Here is a 14,890-nt window from a genome sequence, read left to right as displayed (position 1 = left end):
AGCTTATCTATAGCTGACCCACTGCAATCGGGGGCAAGCCCCCTCCCACATTTGAAGCAAAGCAGTTCTGTGTGAGGCTTACAGAATATACCGCGACAAGTCTTCGTTCTGTGCCAATTCGCCCAAGTGGCTGTTGACGTATTCGGCGTCGATCTTGATCGCCTCGCCATTCTGCGCACCGGCCATGTCGCCGGCGCTGAAAGACACTTCCTCAAGCAAGCGCTCAAGCAACGTGTGCAGGCGACGTGCGCCGATGTTTTCGGTCTTCTCGTTGACCTGCCACGCGATCTCAGCCAAGCGCTTGATACCGTCCGGCAGGAACTCAATGCCCAGGCCTTCGGTTTTCAACAGCTCGCGATACTGCTCAGTGAGCGACGCATGCGGTTCGCTGAGGATGCGTTCGAAGTCGCCAGGGGTCAGTGCCTTCAGCTCTACGCGAATCGGCAGACGACCTTGCAACTCCGGCACCAGGTCGCTTGGCTTGCTCAGGTGGAACGCACCGGAAGCGATAAACAGGATGTGGTCGGTCTTGACCATGCCCAGCTTGGTGTTCACGGTGCAGCCTTCTATCAGCGGCAGCAGGTCGCGCTGTACGCCTTCGCGGGACACATCGACGCCGCCGGAATTGCCGCGCTTGGCCACCTTGTCGATCTCGTCGATAAACACGATGCCATGCTGCTCGACAGCTTCCAGGGCTTTGGCCTTGAGCTCTTCCTCATTCACCAGGCGCCCGGCTTCTTCGTCGCGTACCAGCTTGAGCGCCTCTTTCACCTTGAGCTTGCGGCTTTTCTTCTTGCCCTTGCCCATGTTGGCGAACAGGTTCTGCAACTGGCTGGTCATTTCTTCCATGCCAGGCGGTGCGGAAATATCGACGCCGGAGACCTCGGCGACTTCAATCTCGATTTCCTTGTCATCCAACTGGCCTTCGCGCAGGCGTTTGCGGAACAGTTGGCGGGTGTTGGAATCGGACGACGGCGCTGCGTCTTCGTTGAAACCCATGCGTGCCGGTGGCAACAGGGCATCGAGGATGCGTTCTTCGGCGGCGTCTTCGGCGCGGTGGCTGACCTTGGTCACTTCCTGTTCGCGCAGCATCTTCAGGGCGGCGTCGGCCAGATCACGGATGATCGACTCGACGTCACGGCCCACATAGCCGACTTCGGTGAACTTGGTCGCTTCGACCTTGATGAACGGAGCATTGGCCAACTTGGCCAGGCGCCGGGCGATTTCGGTTTTACCGACACCGGTCGGGCCGATCATCAGGATGTTCTTCGGTGTTACTTCAACGCGTAATTCTTCGGGCAGTTGCATCCGGCGCCAGCGGTTACGCAGCGCGATGGCAACGGCGCGCTTGGCATCGTCCTGGCCGATGATATGACGGTTGAGTTCATGGACGATTTCGCGGGGAGTCATGGACATAGTTTTTGGCGGCCTCAAGCGGGAATAAGCCTACGGCTTACTCGGCGAGGTCCTGCTCCTCAATGGTGAAGTTGTGGTTGGTGAACACGCAAATGTCGCCGGCGATACCCAGGGCGGTTTCGACGATTTCGCGGGCCGACAGGTCGGTTTTCTTCAACAGTGCGCTCGCCGCGGCCTGGGCGTAACCGCCACCGGAGCCCATGGCGATCAAGCCGTGCTCGGGTTCAACCACATCGCCGTTGCCGGTGATGATCAGCGAAGCGTCTTTGTTTGCTACAGCCAGCATGGCTTCCAGGCGGCTGAGGGAGCGGTCGGTGCGCCATTCTTTAGCGAGCTCCACAGCGGCGCGCACAAGGTGGCCCTGATGTTTCTCAAGCTGGCCTTCGAAACGCTCGAAGAGGGTAAAAGCGTCGGCGGTAGCGCCAGCAAAGCCGGCGAGCACCTGGCCGTGGTACAGGCGACGGACTTTCTTCGCGTTGCCTTTCATCACGGTATTACCCAGGGAAACCTGGCCGTCGCCGCCCATGACGACTTTGCCGTGGCGACGTACTGAAACGATGGTGGTCAAGGGGAGAGTCTCCACGCAGCGGGGCGAAAATGCCCTGATGGAAACTCATATGGGGGTGGCGGGGGGGATTTCAACCGTAGGGGGTTATGGCGGACGAGTGGTGTTTATCGGTCTGACACACATTTCAGAGCGCTGCAAAACCAAATGTGGGAGGGAGCTTGCCCCCGATGGCGGAGTGTCAGTCAATGAATCTGGTGACTGATACACCGCCATCGGGGGCAAGCCCCCTCCCACATTAATGCTGTTGTGTCTTCGAAATCAGCGGCTCTGGCGTTGTTGTAACAACAGGTTGCTAAACCCTGCGCCGGCCAATTGTTTCTGTGCCACGGTCAGCTGTTCGCGGTTGCTGAACGGCCCCACCAGGACGCGATACCAGGTCGCGTCCTTTACAGTGCCCGACTCCACCGTCACCGTCTGGCCCAGCAGAATAATCTGCGCACGCACACGATCCGCATCCGCCTGTTTCGGGAACGAGCCCGCTTGCAGGAAGAACTTGGTCACCGGCGCCGCTTTGGTCTCCGCAACCGGTGGTGCGGGCGGCGGAGTAATCCCGGCCAGCGCTGCCTGGGCCCGCGCAGTGTCGATTTTCGCGGCTTCCGCTGGGGTCACCGGGGTGGTCGGCACTTGTGGCGTCGGCAGGGTTTTCTCCGGCACGGCGTCAGGCGGCACGATCACTTCCGATTCCGGCAGCAACGTGTAGAAGTCGTATTTCGGCTTTACCGGTGCCGTTGGGCTCGGTGCAGTCTTGTTAGCTTCAGCCATTTTCGTGGCCTTTTGCTGTTCCTGCTTGACGCGTTTGACGTCATCGCCCTGGCCTGGGTCCAGCTTCATCAGGAACACGATAAACGCGCCAACCGTGAGGCCGATGGCCATCCACAACCAGCCCGGAATCGGCTTCTTCGCCGGGGCCTGGTAGCGGCTGGCGCCGCGCTTGGGTGCAGGTTTTTTCTTGGCAGCCAACTTACATACGCTCCAGAGTTTCCAGGCCCAACAGTTCCAGGCCTTGCTTGAGGGTCCGTCCAGCCAGTGCGGCGAGGCGCAGGCGGCTTTGCTTCTGGGCTTCGTCGTCGGCGGTGAGGATCGGGCAGTTCTCGTAGAAGCTGGAGAACAATCCGGCGACTTCATACAGGTAGGTGCAGAGGATATGCGGCGTGCCTTTCTCGCCGACACTGTTCAGCACTTCGCCGAATTGCGCCAGTTTGGCGGCCAGTTCCTGCTCATGAGGCGCGTCCAGCACGATCTGGCCTTCGACTTCGCTGAAGTCCTTGCCCAGCTTGCGGAACACACCGGCCACGCGGGTGTAGGCGTACAGCAGGTACGGCGCAGTGTTGCCTTCGAAGTTGAGCATCAGTTCGAAGTTGAAGCTGTAGTCGCTGGTGCGGTGCTTGGACAGGTCGGCGTATTTCACCGCGCCAATCCCCACTACGCGGGCGATGTTGCGCAGGTCGGCTTCGGCCAGTTCCGGGTTCTTTTCCTTCACCAGGTTGTAGGCACGCTCTTGGGCTTCGTTCAGCAGGTCGATCAGCTTCACGGTGCCGCCGTCGCGGGTCTTGAACGGACGGCCATCGGCGCCGTTCATGGTGCCGAAGCCCATGTGTTCCATGTGCATCGGGTGGGTGATGAAGCCCGCACGGCGCGCCACTTCGAACACCTGCTGGAAGTGCAGGGCTTGGCGCTGGTCGACGAAATACAGCGCGCGATCCGCCTTGAGCACGCCGCTGCGGTAGCGCACGGCGGCCAAGTCGGTGGTGGCGTAGAGGTAGCCACCATCGGCCTTGACGATGATCACCGGCAGCGGCTCGCCGTCGGCGGTCTTGAATTCTTCGAGGAACACGCACTGCGCGCCGTTGCTCTCGACCAGCAGGCCCTTGGCCTTGAGGTCGTTGACCACATTGATCAGGTCGTCGTTGTAGGCGCTTTCACCCATCACGTCGGCCATAGTCAACTTGACGTTGAGCAGCTCGTAGATTTCCTGGCAGTGGGACAGCGAGATATCACGGAAGCGGCCCCACAGCTCCAGGCATTCCTTGTCGCCGGCCTGCAGTTTCACCACCAGGCCACGGGCCCGGTCGGCGAACTCTTCGGATTCATCGAAACGCTTTTTGGCGGCGCGGTAGAAGTTCTCCAGGTCCGACAGCTCGTTGCTGGTGATCGGGTTTTCCTGCAGATAGGCCATCAGCATGCCGAACTGGGTGCCCCAGTCGCCCACGTGGTTCTGGCGGATCACGGTGTCGCCCAGGAACTCCAGCACCCGCGCCACGCCATCGCCAATGATGGTCGAGCGCAGGTGGCCGACGTGCATCTCTTTGGCGAGGTTAGGTGCCGACAGGTCAATGGCCACGCGCTGAGCCGGGCCGGCCTTACGTACGCCGATCTTGGCATCGGCGAGGGCTGCATCCAGGCGCGAAGCCAGGGCCTGGGTGTTTTGGAAGAAGTTGATAAAGCCAGGGCCGGCGATTTCGGCCTTGGTCACACTCTCATCAGCCGGCAGCGCGGCGATAATTTTTTCCGCCAGGTCGCGCGGCTTCATGCCAGCCGGTTTGGACAGCATCATCGCGATGTTGCTGGCGAAGTCGCCGTGGGTCTTGTCTCGGGTGTTTTCCACCTGGATCGCCGGCGTCAGGCCTTCAGGCAACACACCTTCGTTGACGAGTTGGGTGAGGGCTTGTTGGATCAGCTGGCGAATGGTGTCTTTCATGGTGTTCTCTTTCGACCGCAAGCGGCGGCGCGCGATGCGCAGGTGGAAAAACTGGGCATTATCCGTGGCGAGGGCGGGCTTGCCAACCTTCGTGGGACCTGTGGCCTGGGTTAATACAAATCTACCGGGTCTACATCCAACGACCATCGCACTTGTCGGCCGCTGGGCATTTGCTCCAGGGCAAGCAGCCAGCTACTTAAAAGTCGATGCAGCGGTGCGCGTGAGGTTGCCTGCAAGAGTAGCTGAGCGCGATAGCGTCCGGCGCGGCGCTCCATGGGCGCGGGCACCGGGCCGAGCAGTTCGATGCCGGTCAGGCTCAGTTCGCCCAGTAAACTTTCGGCGACGCTGCATGCTTCATCAAGAAAACCTTCGGCCTGGCCGGGCTTGTGCGCTTCTGCTCGCAGCAATGCCAGGTGCGCAAACGGCGGCAGGCCGGCGGAACGGCGTTCGCTCAGTGCTTGTTCGGCGAAGGCAAAATAGCCTTGTTCGGTCAGTTGGATCAGCAAAGGATGGTCAGCGAGGTGCGTCTGAATAATCACCTTGCCCGGTTCCTCCGCGCGCCCGGCACGACCCGCGACCTGCACGATCAACTGCGCCATGCGCTCGCTGGCGCGGAAGTCCCCGGAGAACAAACCACCGTCGGCATCCAGGATCGACACCAGTGTCACCCGTGGAAAGTGGTGCCCTTTGGCGAGCATCTGCGTGCCCACCAGGATGCACGGCTGGCCTTTCTGAATAGTGGCGAACAGCTGATTCATCGCGTCTTTGCGCGACGTGCTATCGCGGTCGACTCGCAGTACCGGGTAATCCGGAAACAGAATGCCCAAGCGCTCTTCGGCACGTTCGGTGCCCGCGCCCACCGGACGCAGGTCCACCTTGCCGCACTGTGGGCAATGCCGAGGCACACGTTCCACATGGCCGCAGTGGTGGCAGCGCAGCTCGCCGTGGCGTTGGTGCACGGTCATGCGCGCATCGCAGCGCTCGCACTCAGACATCCAGCCGCAGTCATGGCACAGCAGTGTCGGCGCAAAGCCGCGGCGGTTGAGAAACACCAATACTTGCTGACCAGCGGCAAGGGTCTGGCCGATGGCTTGCTGCATCGGCCCGGAAATGCCGCTGTCCAACGGACGGCTTTTGACGTCCAGGCGCATGAAGCGAGGCTGCTTGGCGCCGCCGGCGCGCTCATTCAAGCGTAGGAGCCCATAACGGCCGGTGTAGGCGTTGTGCAGGCTTTCCAGGGATGGGGTGGCCGAACCGAGCACAATCGGAATGTCTTCCTGGCGCGCGCGCACCAGTGCGAGGTCGCGGGCGTGGTAACGCAGGCCTTCCTGCTGTTTATAGGAGCCGTCGTGCTCCTCGTCGATGATGATCAGGCCGGGGTTTTTCATCGGCGTAAACAGCGCCGAACGGGTGCCGATAATAATGTCAGCTTCGCCATCTCGCGCGGCCAGCCACGACTCGAGACGTTCACGGTCGTTGACCGCCGAGTGCACCAGTGCGATGCGAGCGTTGAAGCGCTGTTCGAAACGCGCCAGGGTTTGCGGGCCGAGGTTGATCTCAGGGATCAACACCAGTGCCTGCCTGCCGGCCTGCAGGGTTTCGCGGATCAACTGCAAATAGACTTCGGTCTTGCCGCTGCCGGTGACGCCGGCCAGCAGGAACGCATGGAAACTGTCGAAACCTGCGCGAATCGCTTCATACGCCGCGCGTTGCTCGGGGTTCAGCGGTAATTCCGGCTGGGCCAGCCAATGTTCGTGGCGCGGGTCGGGGGCGTGCTTGCGGATTTCCACCTGCACCAGGCCTTTGGCTAGCAGCAGGTCGAGGCTGTCCTTGCTCAGCATCAGCTTGCTCAATAGCTGATGCGCTACGCCGTGTGGATGTTGGGCCAGGGTTGCCAGGGCTTCACGCTGGCGCGGGGCACGGGCGATGCGCGGGTCATCGAGACGGGCACCGGGCACCGTCGACCAGAAACGTTCCTGGCGTGCTTCGGCCAACTCGCCCTGACGCAACAGCACCGGCAGTGCCCAGCTCAAGGTGTCGCCCAGGCTGTGCTGGTAATACTGGGCGGTCCATAGGCACAGCTTGAACAGTGCTGGCGGCAATGGTGCGGTGGCGTCCAGGATGGCCAGGGCCGGTTTGAGCTTTTCGGCCGGGACTTCGCTGTGATCGGCGACTTCTATCAGAACGCCGATCATTTCCCGTCGGCCAAAGGGTACGCGCACGCGCATGCCTGGCTGCAATTGCGCTCGCAGCACGCCGGCCGGGGCCCGGTAGTCGAACAGGCGGCGCAGGGGCGAGGGCAGGGCTAGGCGCAAAATGGCGTCGGGCACGCGGGGTTCCATATAAGGAGGGTGATGAGGAAGGGCGGGAGCCTAGCAGACAGGGCAAGGCTTGGGTATGCCATGGTTTTCTGATGAAAGGAGCTTTTATGTTGGGAATCGGCCGCAAGGGCCGCTTGCGCGTTTAAAAAGGTCTGGTAGAATCCGCGGCCTAATTACGTGCGGTATTCGACAATAGTGTCGAGTGGCGGCACGCTAGCCCGAGGAAGTGCCATGAAAGCCGATATCCATCCAGCGTACGAAACCATCGAAGTAACCTGCAGCTGCGGCAACAAGTTCGAAACTCGCTCGAACCTGTGCAAGCCACTGGGTACTGACGTATGCAACGAGTGCCACCCGTTCTACACCGGTAAGCAGAAGACTCTGGACACCGGCGGCCGCGTACAGCGCTTCGCAGATCGCTTTGGTGCTTTCGGCAAGAAGCCTGCTACTCCAGCAGAGTAAGGCTCAAAGGCCTTATGGGCTTTTGCCAGCTGTTGAAAAAGGCGTCCCTTGCGGGCGCCTTTTTTGTGCCTGGGATTTGGCTGTCGGCTGTTCAGGCCGAGGTGTTTTGCCCTGCACCGACGTCCGTGTCCCAGGTCGAGGTGCAGCGTGTGGTTGATGGCGATACCGTACGTCTCAAGGATGGCCGCAGCGTGCGGATGATCGGCCTCAATGCGCCGGAGACCGGCAAAAAGGGCCGAACCGATGAGCCCTATTCTGTCGCCGCTCGCCAGCGTTTGCAGGCGTTGGTGGCGGCCAGCGGCGGTCGCGTCGGCCTGGTGCCGGGGCGCGAGCCTAAAGATCATTACGGTCGTACCCTGGCCCACCTTTACGGTGGCAATGGCGAGAACCTGGAGGCGCAATTGCTGGCTGAGGGCCTTGGATTCCAGGTGGGCGTCGCGCCCAATGTGGATCTCGTCGCCTGCCAGCAAGCTGCTGAAAACCGCGCCCGTCAGGCAAGTCTGGGCCTCTGGCGGCAATCACCAATACAGCCCGTGGCGCAGCTCAAGCAATCCGGCTTTGCCTTGGTCAGCGGCCGCGTAAGCAAGATCGAACGCAATCGAGGTGGCATCTGGATAGAATTGGAGCGTTCACTGGTATTACGCATTGCACCCGATCTGGCCCACACATTCGATGTCGGTCTGCTTAATGGTCTGCAAGGTAAGGTAGTCGAGGCTCGGGGTTGGGTGCAGGATCGCTCCAAGCGCGGCGGCCTGAAACACGATCATGCGCGTTGGCTGTTGCCGCTGACCGACTCCAGCATGATCAAATTGACGTTTTAATAAAAAATTGTAGACATTTTTTATGTCGATTGTGAACAGTCTAGCCCTTGTATACCGTGGCTTTAGACTAAAGTACGTCGTTTCGGGGCCTTGACACCTGTGACTGCCCAGTCTTGTAGGGGCTTTACGACACGAGTATCCTCGGCGGTCCGTCGACCAACAGTAAAAGCGGAATGCCGATATGTCTGATTTGAAAACTGCCGCTCTCGAATATCATGCCCATCCTCGTCCAGGAAAGCTGAGTGTAGAGCTCACCAAAGCCACTGCCACTGCCCGCGATCTGTCGTTGGCCTACAGCCCCGGCGTGGCTGAGCCCGTACGTGAAATCGCTCGTGATCCCGAGCTGGCGTACAAGTACACAGGCAAGGGCAACCTGGTTGCAGTGATTTCCGATGGCACCGCGATTCTTGGCCTGGGCAACCTTGGCCCATTGGCTTCCAAGCCAGTCATGGAAGGTAAAGGCGTGCTGTTCAAGCGCTTCGCCGGCATCGACGTTTTCGACATCGAAGTCGATTCCGAGAGCCCGCAGGCCTTCATCGACACCGTCAAGCGTATCTCCATCACCTTCGGTGGCATCAACCTGGAAGACATCAAGGCACCTGAGTGCTTCGAGATCGAAAAGGCCCTGATCGAACAGTGCGACATTCCGGTATTCCACGATGACCAGCACGGTACCGCGATCGTTACCGCGGCCGGCATGATCAACGCCCTGGAAATCGCTGGTAAAACCCTGTCCGACGCCAAAATCGTCTGCCTGGGCGCCGGTGCTGCGGCTATCTCCTGCATGAAGCTGATCGTGAGCATGGGCGCCAAGCTGGAAAACATTTACATGGTCGACAGCAAAGGCGTGATCCAGTCCGAGCGTACCGATCTGAACCAGTACAAGGCGATGTTTGCCCACCCGTCCTCCAAGCGCACCCTGGCTGACGCCCTTGACGGTGCAGACGTGTTCGTCGGCCTGTCCGGCCCGAACCTGCTGAGCGCCGAAGGTCTGAAGTCCATGGCGGCCAACCCGATCGTATTCGCCTGCTCCAACCCGGACCCAGAGATCTCGCCGGAACTGGCTCACGCCACTCGTAACGACGTGATCATGGCCACCGGTCGTTCGGACTACCCGAACCAGGTCAACAACGTTCTGGGTTTCCCGTTCATCTTCCGTGGTGCCCTGGACGTTCGCGCCAAGCGCATTAACGAAGAGATGAAAGTAGCTGCCGCCAATGCCCTGCGTGAACTGGCCAAGCTGCCGGTGCCTCAGGACGTGTGCGATGCCTACGGTGGTGCCAAGCTGGAATTCGGTCGTGAGTACATCATTCCGAAACCAATGGATAAGCGCCTGATCACCCTGATCTCCGATGCCGTGGCCAAAGCCGCCATCGAGACCGGTGTGGCCACCCTGCCGTATCCGAAGAACTACCCGCTGCAAAGCGTGGATGATGTGTTCAACGGCTAAGCCGTTGTAGCGCACCAACAAAAAGCCCCGGCTCTCGCGAGTCGGGGCTTTTTGCTGTGTGGCTATAAAAACCACGGCCTGCGCAGAACCAAAGGTGGGAGGGGGCTTGCTCCCGATGGCGGTGTGTCAGTCACTTGATGAGTTGGCTGCTCCACTGGTATCGGGGGCAAGCGCCCTCCCACATTGAATCTGTGTTCAAACACAGACTCCGTTAGAACAGGTCGATCGGCGCCGCCTCATCTGCCGGCAGCGGGCTGCCCGGTGCAACGCCGTTACCCAGTTCATTGACCGACGGCGGCGTGTCTTCGCTCTTGAACAGTTCGAAGTACGCATTCGGCGTGCTTGGCGATGCCGCACGGCCACTCACCGGGTCGATCCGCAGGCTAAGGATGCCTTCCGGCTCCGGCTGTGTATGCAGCGGTTTGTCTTTCAAGGCTGCGCCCATGTAGCTCATCCAGATCGGCAGTGCGACGGTGCCACCGAACTCTCGACGACCGAGGCTTTCGGGCTGGTCATAGCCGGTCCACACGGTAGTCACGTAGTCGGCGTTATAGCCGGAGAACCAGGCGTCCTTGGATTCGTTGGTGGTACCGGTCTTGCCCGCGATGTCCGCACGGCCCAAGGCCAGTGCGCGGCGTCCGGTGCCTTTCTTGATCACGTCTTCGAGGATGCTGTTGAGGATATACGTCGTGCGGCCGTCCACGATGCGCTCGGCCACAGCAGGTGCCTGTGGTTCGGTTGCAGCGGTGTTTACGGCTGGCGAGGCGCCTGGTGTCGGCTCGATGGTAATACCGCCGTTGCTCGGCGCTGCCAACCCGTCAGTGGCCGCCACGCCGTTGACCACATCACCCGGCACGCGCGGTGGGTTGGCGGTGAACAGGGTGTCGCCATTGCGGCTTTCGATCTTGTCGATCAGGTACGGCGCGATTTTGTAGCCGCCGTTGGCAAACGTGCTCCAGCCGGTGGCAATTTCCATCGGCGTGAGGGTTGCCGTGCCGAGCGCCAGGGACAGGTTAGGAGGCAGGTCTGACTTGCTGAAGCCAAAACGCGTCATGTAATCGATGGTCTTGCCGACGCCCATCGCCTGCAGCAAGCGGATCGACACCAGGTTGCGCGACTTGTACAACGCCTCGCGGATACGGATAGGGCCAAGGAACGTGTTGGTGTCGTTTTTCGGGCGCCATACCTTGTCCAGGTACTCGTCGACAAACACGATCGGTGCATCGTTGACCAGACTGGCGGCGGTGTAGCCGTTATCCAGTGCGGCACTATAGATAAACGGCTTGAAGCTTGAGCCCGGCTGGCGCTTGGCCTGGGTGGCACGGTTGTAGTTGCTCTGCTCAAAGGCGAAGCCACCCACCAGGGCGCGGATTGCACCGTTCTGCGGGTCCAACGAGACCAGCGCACCTTGGGCCAGCGGTACTTGGCTGAATTTAAGACTGTCGTCTTTCTGACGTAGCACGCGGATCAGGTCGCCCACTTGCGCGACGTCTGACGGCTGCTTGGGCATCGGGCCCATGCTGTTGGTGTTCAGGAACGGGCGTGCCCACTTCATGCTGTCCCAGGCTACGTGGGCTTCGCCGGTGCGTGTCAGTACCTGCAGGCCATCTTTCTTCACCTGGGTGACGATGGCCGGCTCCAGCCCGCTGATCGCGCGCTGTTTACCCAGTTCGGTCGTCCAGGCGCTCAGGGTTTTGCCCGGCAAGCGCGATTCAGGGCCTCGGTAGCCGTGGCGCTGGTCGTAAGTGATCAGGCCGGAATGCACTGCATCATTGGCGATGTCCTGCAAGTTGCTCGGAACCGTCGTCGTCACGCGGAAGCCTTCCGTGTAGGCCTCGCTGCCATAACGGCCGACCATCTCCGCACGTGCCATTTCAGCGATATAAGGTGCGTTCACTTCCGGCGTCGGTACGTGATAGCTGGCGTTCAGTGGTTCGGCTATCGCGCTTTCATAAGCGGCTTGGTCGATCTTGCCCAGTTTGTACATGCGCCCAAGGATCCAGTCACGGCGCTCTTTACTGCGCGCCGGGTTGGCCAGTGGGTTGAAGCGCGAAGGCGCCTTTGGAAGGCCGGCAATCATCGCCATCTGCGCCAGGCTGGCGTCGCGAATGGACTTGCCGTAGTACACCTGGGACGCGGCTTCGATGCCGTAGGCGCGGTTGCCCAAGTAGATCTTGTTAACGTAAAGCTCAAGGATCTCGTCCTTGGTCAGCTGACGCTCGATCTGCAATGCCAGCAGGATCTCGGTGGCTTTACGCGAAAAGCTGCGTTCGCTTGTGAGGAAGAAGTTCTTCGCCACCTGCATGGTGATGGTGCTGCCGCCGGATTGAATGTGTCCGCTTTTTACCAATTGTGTGGCGGCGCGAACCAGGCTGCTGGGGTCGACGCCATAGTGGTTGGCAAAATTATCATCTTCGGCTGACAGCAGGGCGCTGATGAAATTGGGCGGAATGTCGGCAAAACGGATCGGTGTGCGGCGCATTTCGCCGAACTCCGCGATCAGTTTTTCATCGCTGCTGTAGACCCGCAAAGGAATCTGCAACTGGATACTTCTGAGTGCCTCTACGGAGGGTAAACCCGGACTAAGGTAGAGGTAGGCCCCGCTGAGTACGAGCAGTAGCCCGCAGACGATCGCGACAATGGAGTACCCGAAAAACTTCAGCAGACGAATCAAGGCTTTTGGATTTCCAGAGAAAAGAATGAGTTAGGCGTCGGGGCATGCATGGCAAACGATGGATCGACCCGGGCAGCAGAGAAAAAGCGGGAAAAAACGCTGGGCATTAAAGCATTTTTCGGGTTGGGGCGTCATTCGCGCCACTTCAACATGCCGACCGAATGCGCGGCGCCCAGCCGCAATCAGGCGTTATGACAGGGAAAGTTTTGGGGAGTTTTATGGAAAAGGGATTTTTCAGGCGAAAAGACGACACCGTCCTGGGCGTCGACATCAATGAAGCGGGGATCAAGCTGGTTGAAATCAGTCGTTCAGCCAGCGGTTACACCGTGCAAAGCTACGCCACACAGGCGCTGTCTGCCCATTCGGTAGTCGATGGCACCCTGCTGGACCTGGAAGGTATTGGGCAGGCGCTTTACATCGCGCTGTCTCGGCTTGGCGCGTCGGCCAAGCGGGCGGCTGTTGCCGTGGCGGGGCCTTCGGTGATTACTCGGGTAATTGAAATGCCTGCAGGGCTGAGTGATGACGAAATGGCCTGGAGGATTCAGATGGAAGCAGATCAATACATTCCTTATCCGCTGGATGAAGTGGCACTGGATTTTCAGGTTCAGGGCATTTCGGCGCAGGGGGCAGCGCGGGTCGAGGTATTGCTGGCAGCCTGTCTCAAGGAGCACGTCGAGGCCCGTGAAGCCGTTTTGGCGCTGGCTGGGTTGGCGACCAGTGTCGTGGACATCGAAGAGTTTGCATTGGCGCACGCTTGCAGTCAGGATTTCGCCAGCTTCACACTTGGCCATCGAGTTGATGGTACACAGTGGGTCGTCGATGCCCCTGGGATGGGAGTCGCTTGCGGGTTGGCCCTGAGGAGTTTCGCTGGATGACACGAATCAATTTTTTGCCTTGGCGCCAGGCGCTGGCGGAGCGGCGGCGTAAATATTTCCTGATGCTGCTGGCGGCGTTTGCCTGCGTGGCGCTTGCGGCGGTGTGGCTGGCGGATCAGGTGATCGACCAGGCGATCGACCGGCAGGTGACGCGCAATAATCATGCGAGCAAGGACGTCGCCGTGCTGGACTCGCGTATCAAGACCATTGATGACCTTCAGGTGCAAAGCCAGCAACTGGCGGAACGCATGAAGGTCGTACAAGACTTGCACGATAATCGCTCCGCCGGCGCACAACTGCTCGATCAGTTGGCCCGTGCGGTCCCTGATGGCGTGCATTTGCATGAGGTCGTCGCCAAAGGCGATACGGTGAGTATCAGTGGCAGCGCTGAATCCAGCCAGGACATTGCCCAGTTGATGCGCCGCCTGGAAGCCTCCGAAGGTGCACACTCTACGCGCCTGCAACATGTGCGAGCCGACGGCGCTCGCGGCACCAACGAATTCCAGTTGATGGTACGCCAGGGAGAATCCTCCGAGGCCCAGCCATGAGCCTGCCCAGGCTCGAATTTTCCGCGCTGACTCACAACGCTGCAAAATGGCCCTTACCTGGCAAAGTCCTGCTGGGCTGTGCGCTGGCCGGCATAGTGCTGGTGGTGGGTGACCTTCTATACCTGAGCTCATCACGGGAGCGATTGCGACAGGTCGAGGTTCAAGGTGTTGCCCTGCAGCAGCAACGCGCGGAAAAAACTGACGTGGCCGCGGATCTTGAAGACCAGGCTCGCCAGTTACAACTGATGCAGGAAAAGGTCAGCGGCCTTCTTCAGCAATTGCCTGGTGAGTCCGAGATGCCCGGCTTGCTGGAGGACATCGCTCGGTTAGCACTGGCTAATAGGTTGGTGATAGAGAGCGTCACGCCGTTGGATGAGCTGTCTCGGCCACTCTATAACGAACAGCCTGTCCAGGTCGGCGTCACCGGCGCCTATCACGACCTGGCGACGTTTGTGAGTGCCCTGGGTGGCCTCTCGCGCATCGCTACGGTGCATGACGTTGCTCTCCGAAGTGATGGCAAGCTACTGCGGCTTGATCTGCTGGCCAAGAGCTATTGGCGTAGCCAGAAAGGCGTTAAACGGGGCGCGCCAGCCCTGCAAGAACAACCCTTTGTCTACGACGCCTCCGGTCTACGTGATCCGTTCCAGCTCCTTGCCTTGCACGTCGATCACTCGCGTGGACGGGCGGCTGTTGCCCCAGACCTGGCTCGTTCGCGTGGAGCCTTGGAAGGTCTCTCTGTGGATCAGTTCGACATGGTCGGCACGTTGTCCCGCGGGGCGCAGACTTTCGTCCTGCTGCGCCAGGCCTCTACGTTGCATCGCCTGGCGGTCGGCGATTACCTCGGGCCGGATCATGGTCGAATCACAGCGATTCATGACGGCCATATCGAGCTGGTCGAGTTGTTTCCCGATGAACAGGGCGCATGGCTGGAGCGCCCGCGAACCCTCGTATTAAACCTCCACTCATAACGGAATCAAACAATGAAAAGGACTTTCTCGTCCTTCGGTGTGGCGCTATGGATAGCGTTCACGGCACCGATGGCTGTTGCTGTGCCCAA

General features: G+C 60.2%; 12 protein-coding genes. 6 read left to right on the top strand and 6 right to left on the bottom strand.

What is annotated here, in order from left to right; translation table 11 throughout:
* Positions 1-78: 78 nt before the first annotated feature.
* From hslU to CKW32_RS23380, 5 genes are all read right to left on the bottom strand, one after another.
* The gene (hslU, locus tag CKW32_RS23400) at positions 79-1,416 is read right to left on the bottom strand and encodes an ATP-dependent protease ATPase subunit HslU (RefSeq protein ID WP_032890250.1); all 1,338 of its coding nucleotides are present in this window, start codon (positions 1,414-1,416) and stop codon (positions 79-81) included.
* Positions 1,417-1,453: 37 nt separating this feature from the next.
* A complete protein-coding gene (hslV, locus tag CKW32_RS23395) occupies positions 1,454-1,984 on the bottom strand; it encodes an ATP-dependent protease subunit HslV (RefSeq protein WP_010563201.1) in 531 nt (176 codons plus the stop codon).
* A gap of 258 nt (positions 1,985-2,242) precedes the next feature.
* A complete protein-coding gene (locus tag CKW32_RS23390; protein ID WP_027605014.1) occupies positions 2,243-2,944 on the bottom strand; it encodes an SPOR domain-containing protein in 702 nt (233 codons plus the stop codon).
* A 1-nt stretch (position 2,945) separates the two neighbouring features.
* The gene (gene argS / locus CKW32_RS23385; protein ID WP_095186130.1) at positions 2,946-4,682 is read right to left on the bottom strand and encodes an arginine--tRNA ligase; all 1,737 of its coding nucleotides are present in this window, start codon (positions 4,680-4,682) and stop codon (positions 2,946-2,948) included.
* Between the two features lie 110 nt (positions 4,683-4,792).
* Positions 4,793-7,012, bottom strand: a complete 2,220-nt coding sequence (locus CKW32_RS23380) for a primosomal protein N' (RefSeq protein WP_095186129.1) — start codon at positions 7,010-7,012, stop codon at positions 4,793-4,795.
* Between the two features lie 222 nt (positions 7,013-7,234).
* Between CKW32_RS23380 and rpmE the strand changes: the two genes are divergently transcribed.
* The 3 genes from rpmE (at position 7,235) to CKW32_RS23365 (ending at position 9,736) form a co-directional block, all read left to right on the top strand.
* Positions 7,235-7,465: a 50S ribosomal protein L31 gene (rpmE, locus tag CKW32_RS23375; RefSeq protein WP_049710411.1), complete on the top strand. Its 231-nt coding sequence runs from the start codon at positions 7,235-7,237 to the stop codon at positions 7,463-7,465.
* Between the two features lie 14 nt (positions 7,466-7,479).
* A complete protein-coding gene (locus CKW32_RS23370; protein WP_095186128.1) occupies positions 7,480-8,286 on the top strand; it encodes a thermonuclease family protein in 807 nt (268 codons plus the stop codon).
* A gap of 181 nt (positions 8,287-8,467) precedes the next feature.
* Positions 8,468-9,736, top strand: a complete 1,269-nt coding sequence (locus CKW32_RS23365) for a malic enzyme-like NAD(P)-binding protein (protein WP_032890259.1) — start codon at positions 8,468-8,470, stop codon at positions 9,734-9,736.
* Between the two features lie 211 nt (positions 9,737-9,947).
* On the opposite strand, the gene CKW32_RS23360 is transcribed toward CKW32_RS23365, so the two are convergent.
* Entirely contained in the window at positions 9,948-12,407 is a 2,460-nt protein-coding gene (locus CKW32_RS23360) for a penicillin-binding protein 1A (RefSeq protein ID WP_371854028.1), read from the bottom strand.
* A gap of 221 nt (positions 12,408-12,628) precedes the next feature.
* Here CKW32_RS23360 and pilM point away from each other — a divergent pair, with 221 nt between their 5' ends.
* From pilM to CKW32_RS23345, 3 genes are read left to right on the top strand one after another with little or no spacing between them, the layout of a single operon-like run.
* Entirely contained in the window at positions 12,629-13,285 is a 657-nt protein-coding gene (gene pilM / locus CKW32_RS23355) for a type IV pilus biogenesis protein PilM (protein WP_095186170.1), read from the top strand.
* Positions 13,282-13,833: a PilN domain-containing protein gene (locus CKW32_RS23350; RefSeq protein ID WP_095186126.1), complete on the top strand. Its 552-nt coding sequence runs from the start codon at positions 13,282-13,284 to the stop codon at positions 13,831-13,833. The genes pilM and CKW32_RS23350 overlap by 4 nt, the downstream gene beginning before the upstream one ends.
* Positions 13,830-14,801 (top strand): pilus assembly protein PilP, encoded by a 972-nt coding sequence (locus CKW32_RS23345; protein ID WP_095186125.1) that lies wholly within the window; start codon positions 13,830-13,832, stop codon positions 14,799-14,801. Before CKW32_RS23350 ends, CKW32_RS23345 begins: the two co-directional genes overlap by 4 nt.
* Positions 14,802-14,890 lie beyond the last annotated feature (89 nt).

The sequence above is a fragment of the Pseudomonas sp. Irchel 3H9 genome, from assembly GCF_900187495.1.
Classification (GTDB): domain Bacteria; phylum Pseudomonadota; class Gammaproteobacteria; order Pseudomonadales; family Pseudomonadaceae; genus Aquipseudomonas; species Aquipseudomonas sivasensis.
The sequence above is the reverse complement of the archived record's forward strand: the minus strand, read 5'-3'. Positions and strand labels throughout refer to the sequence as shown.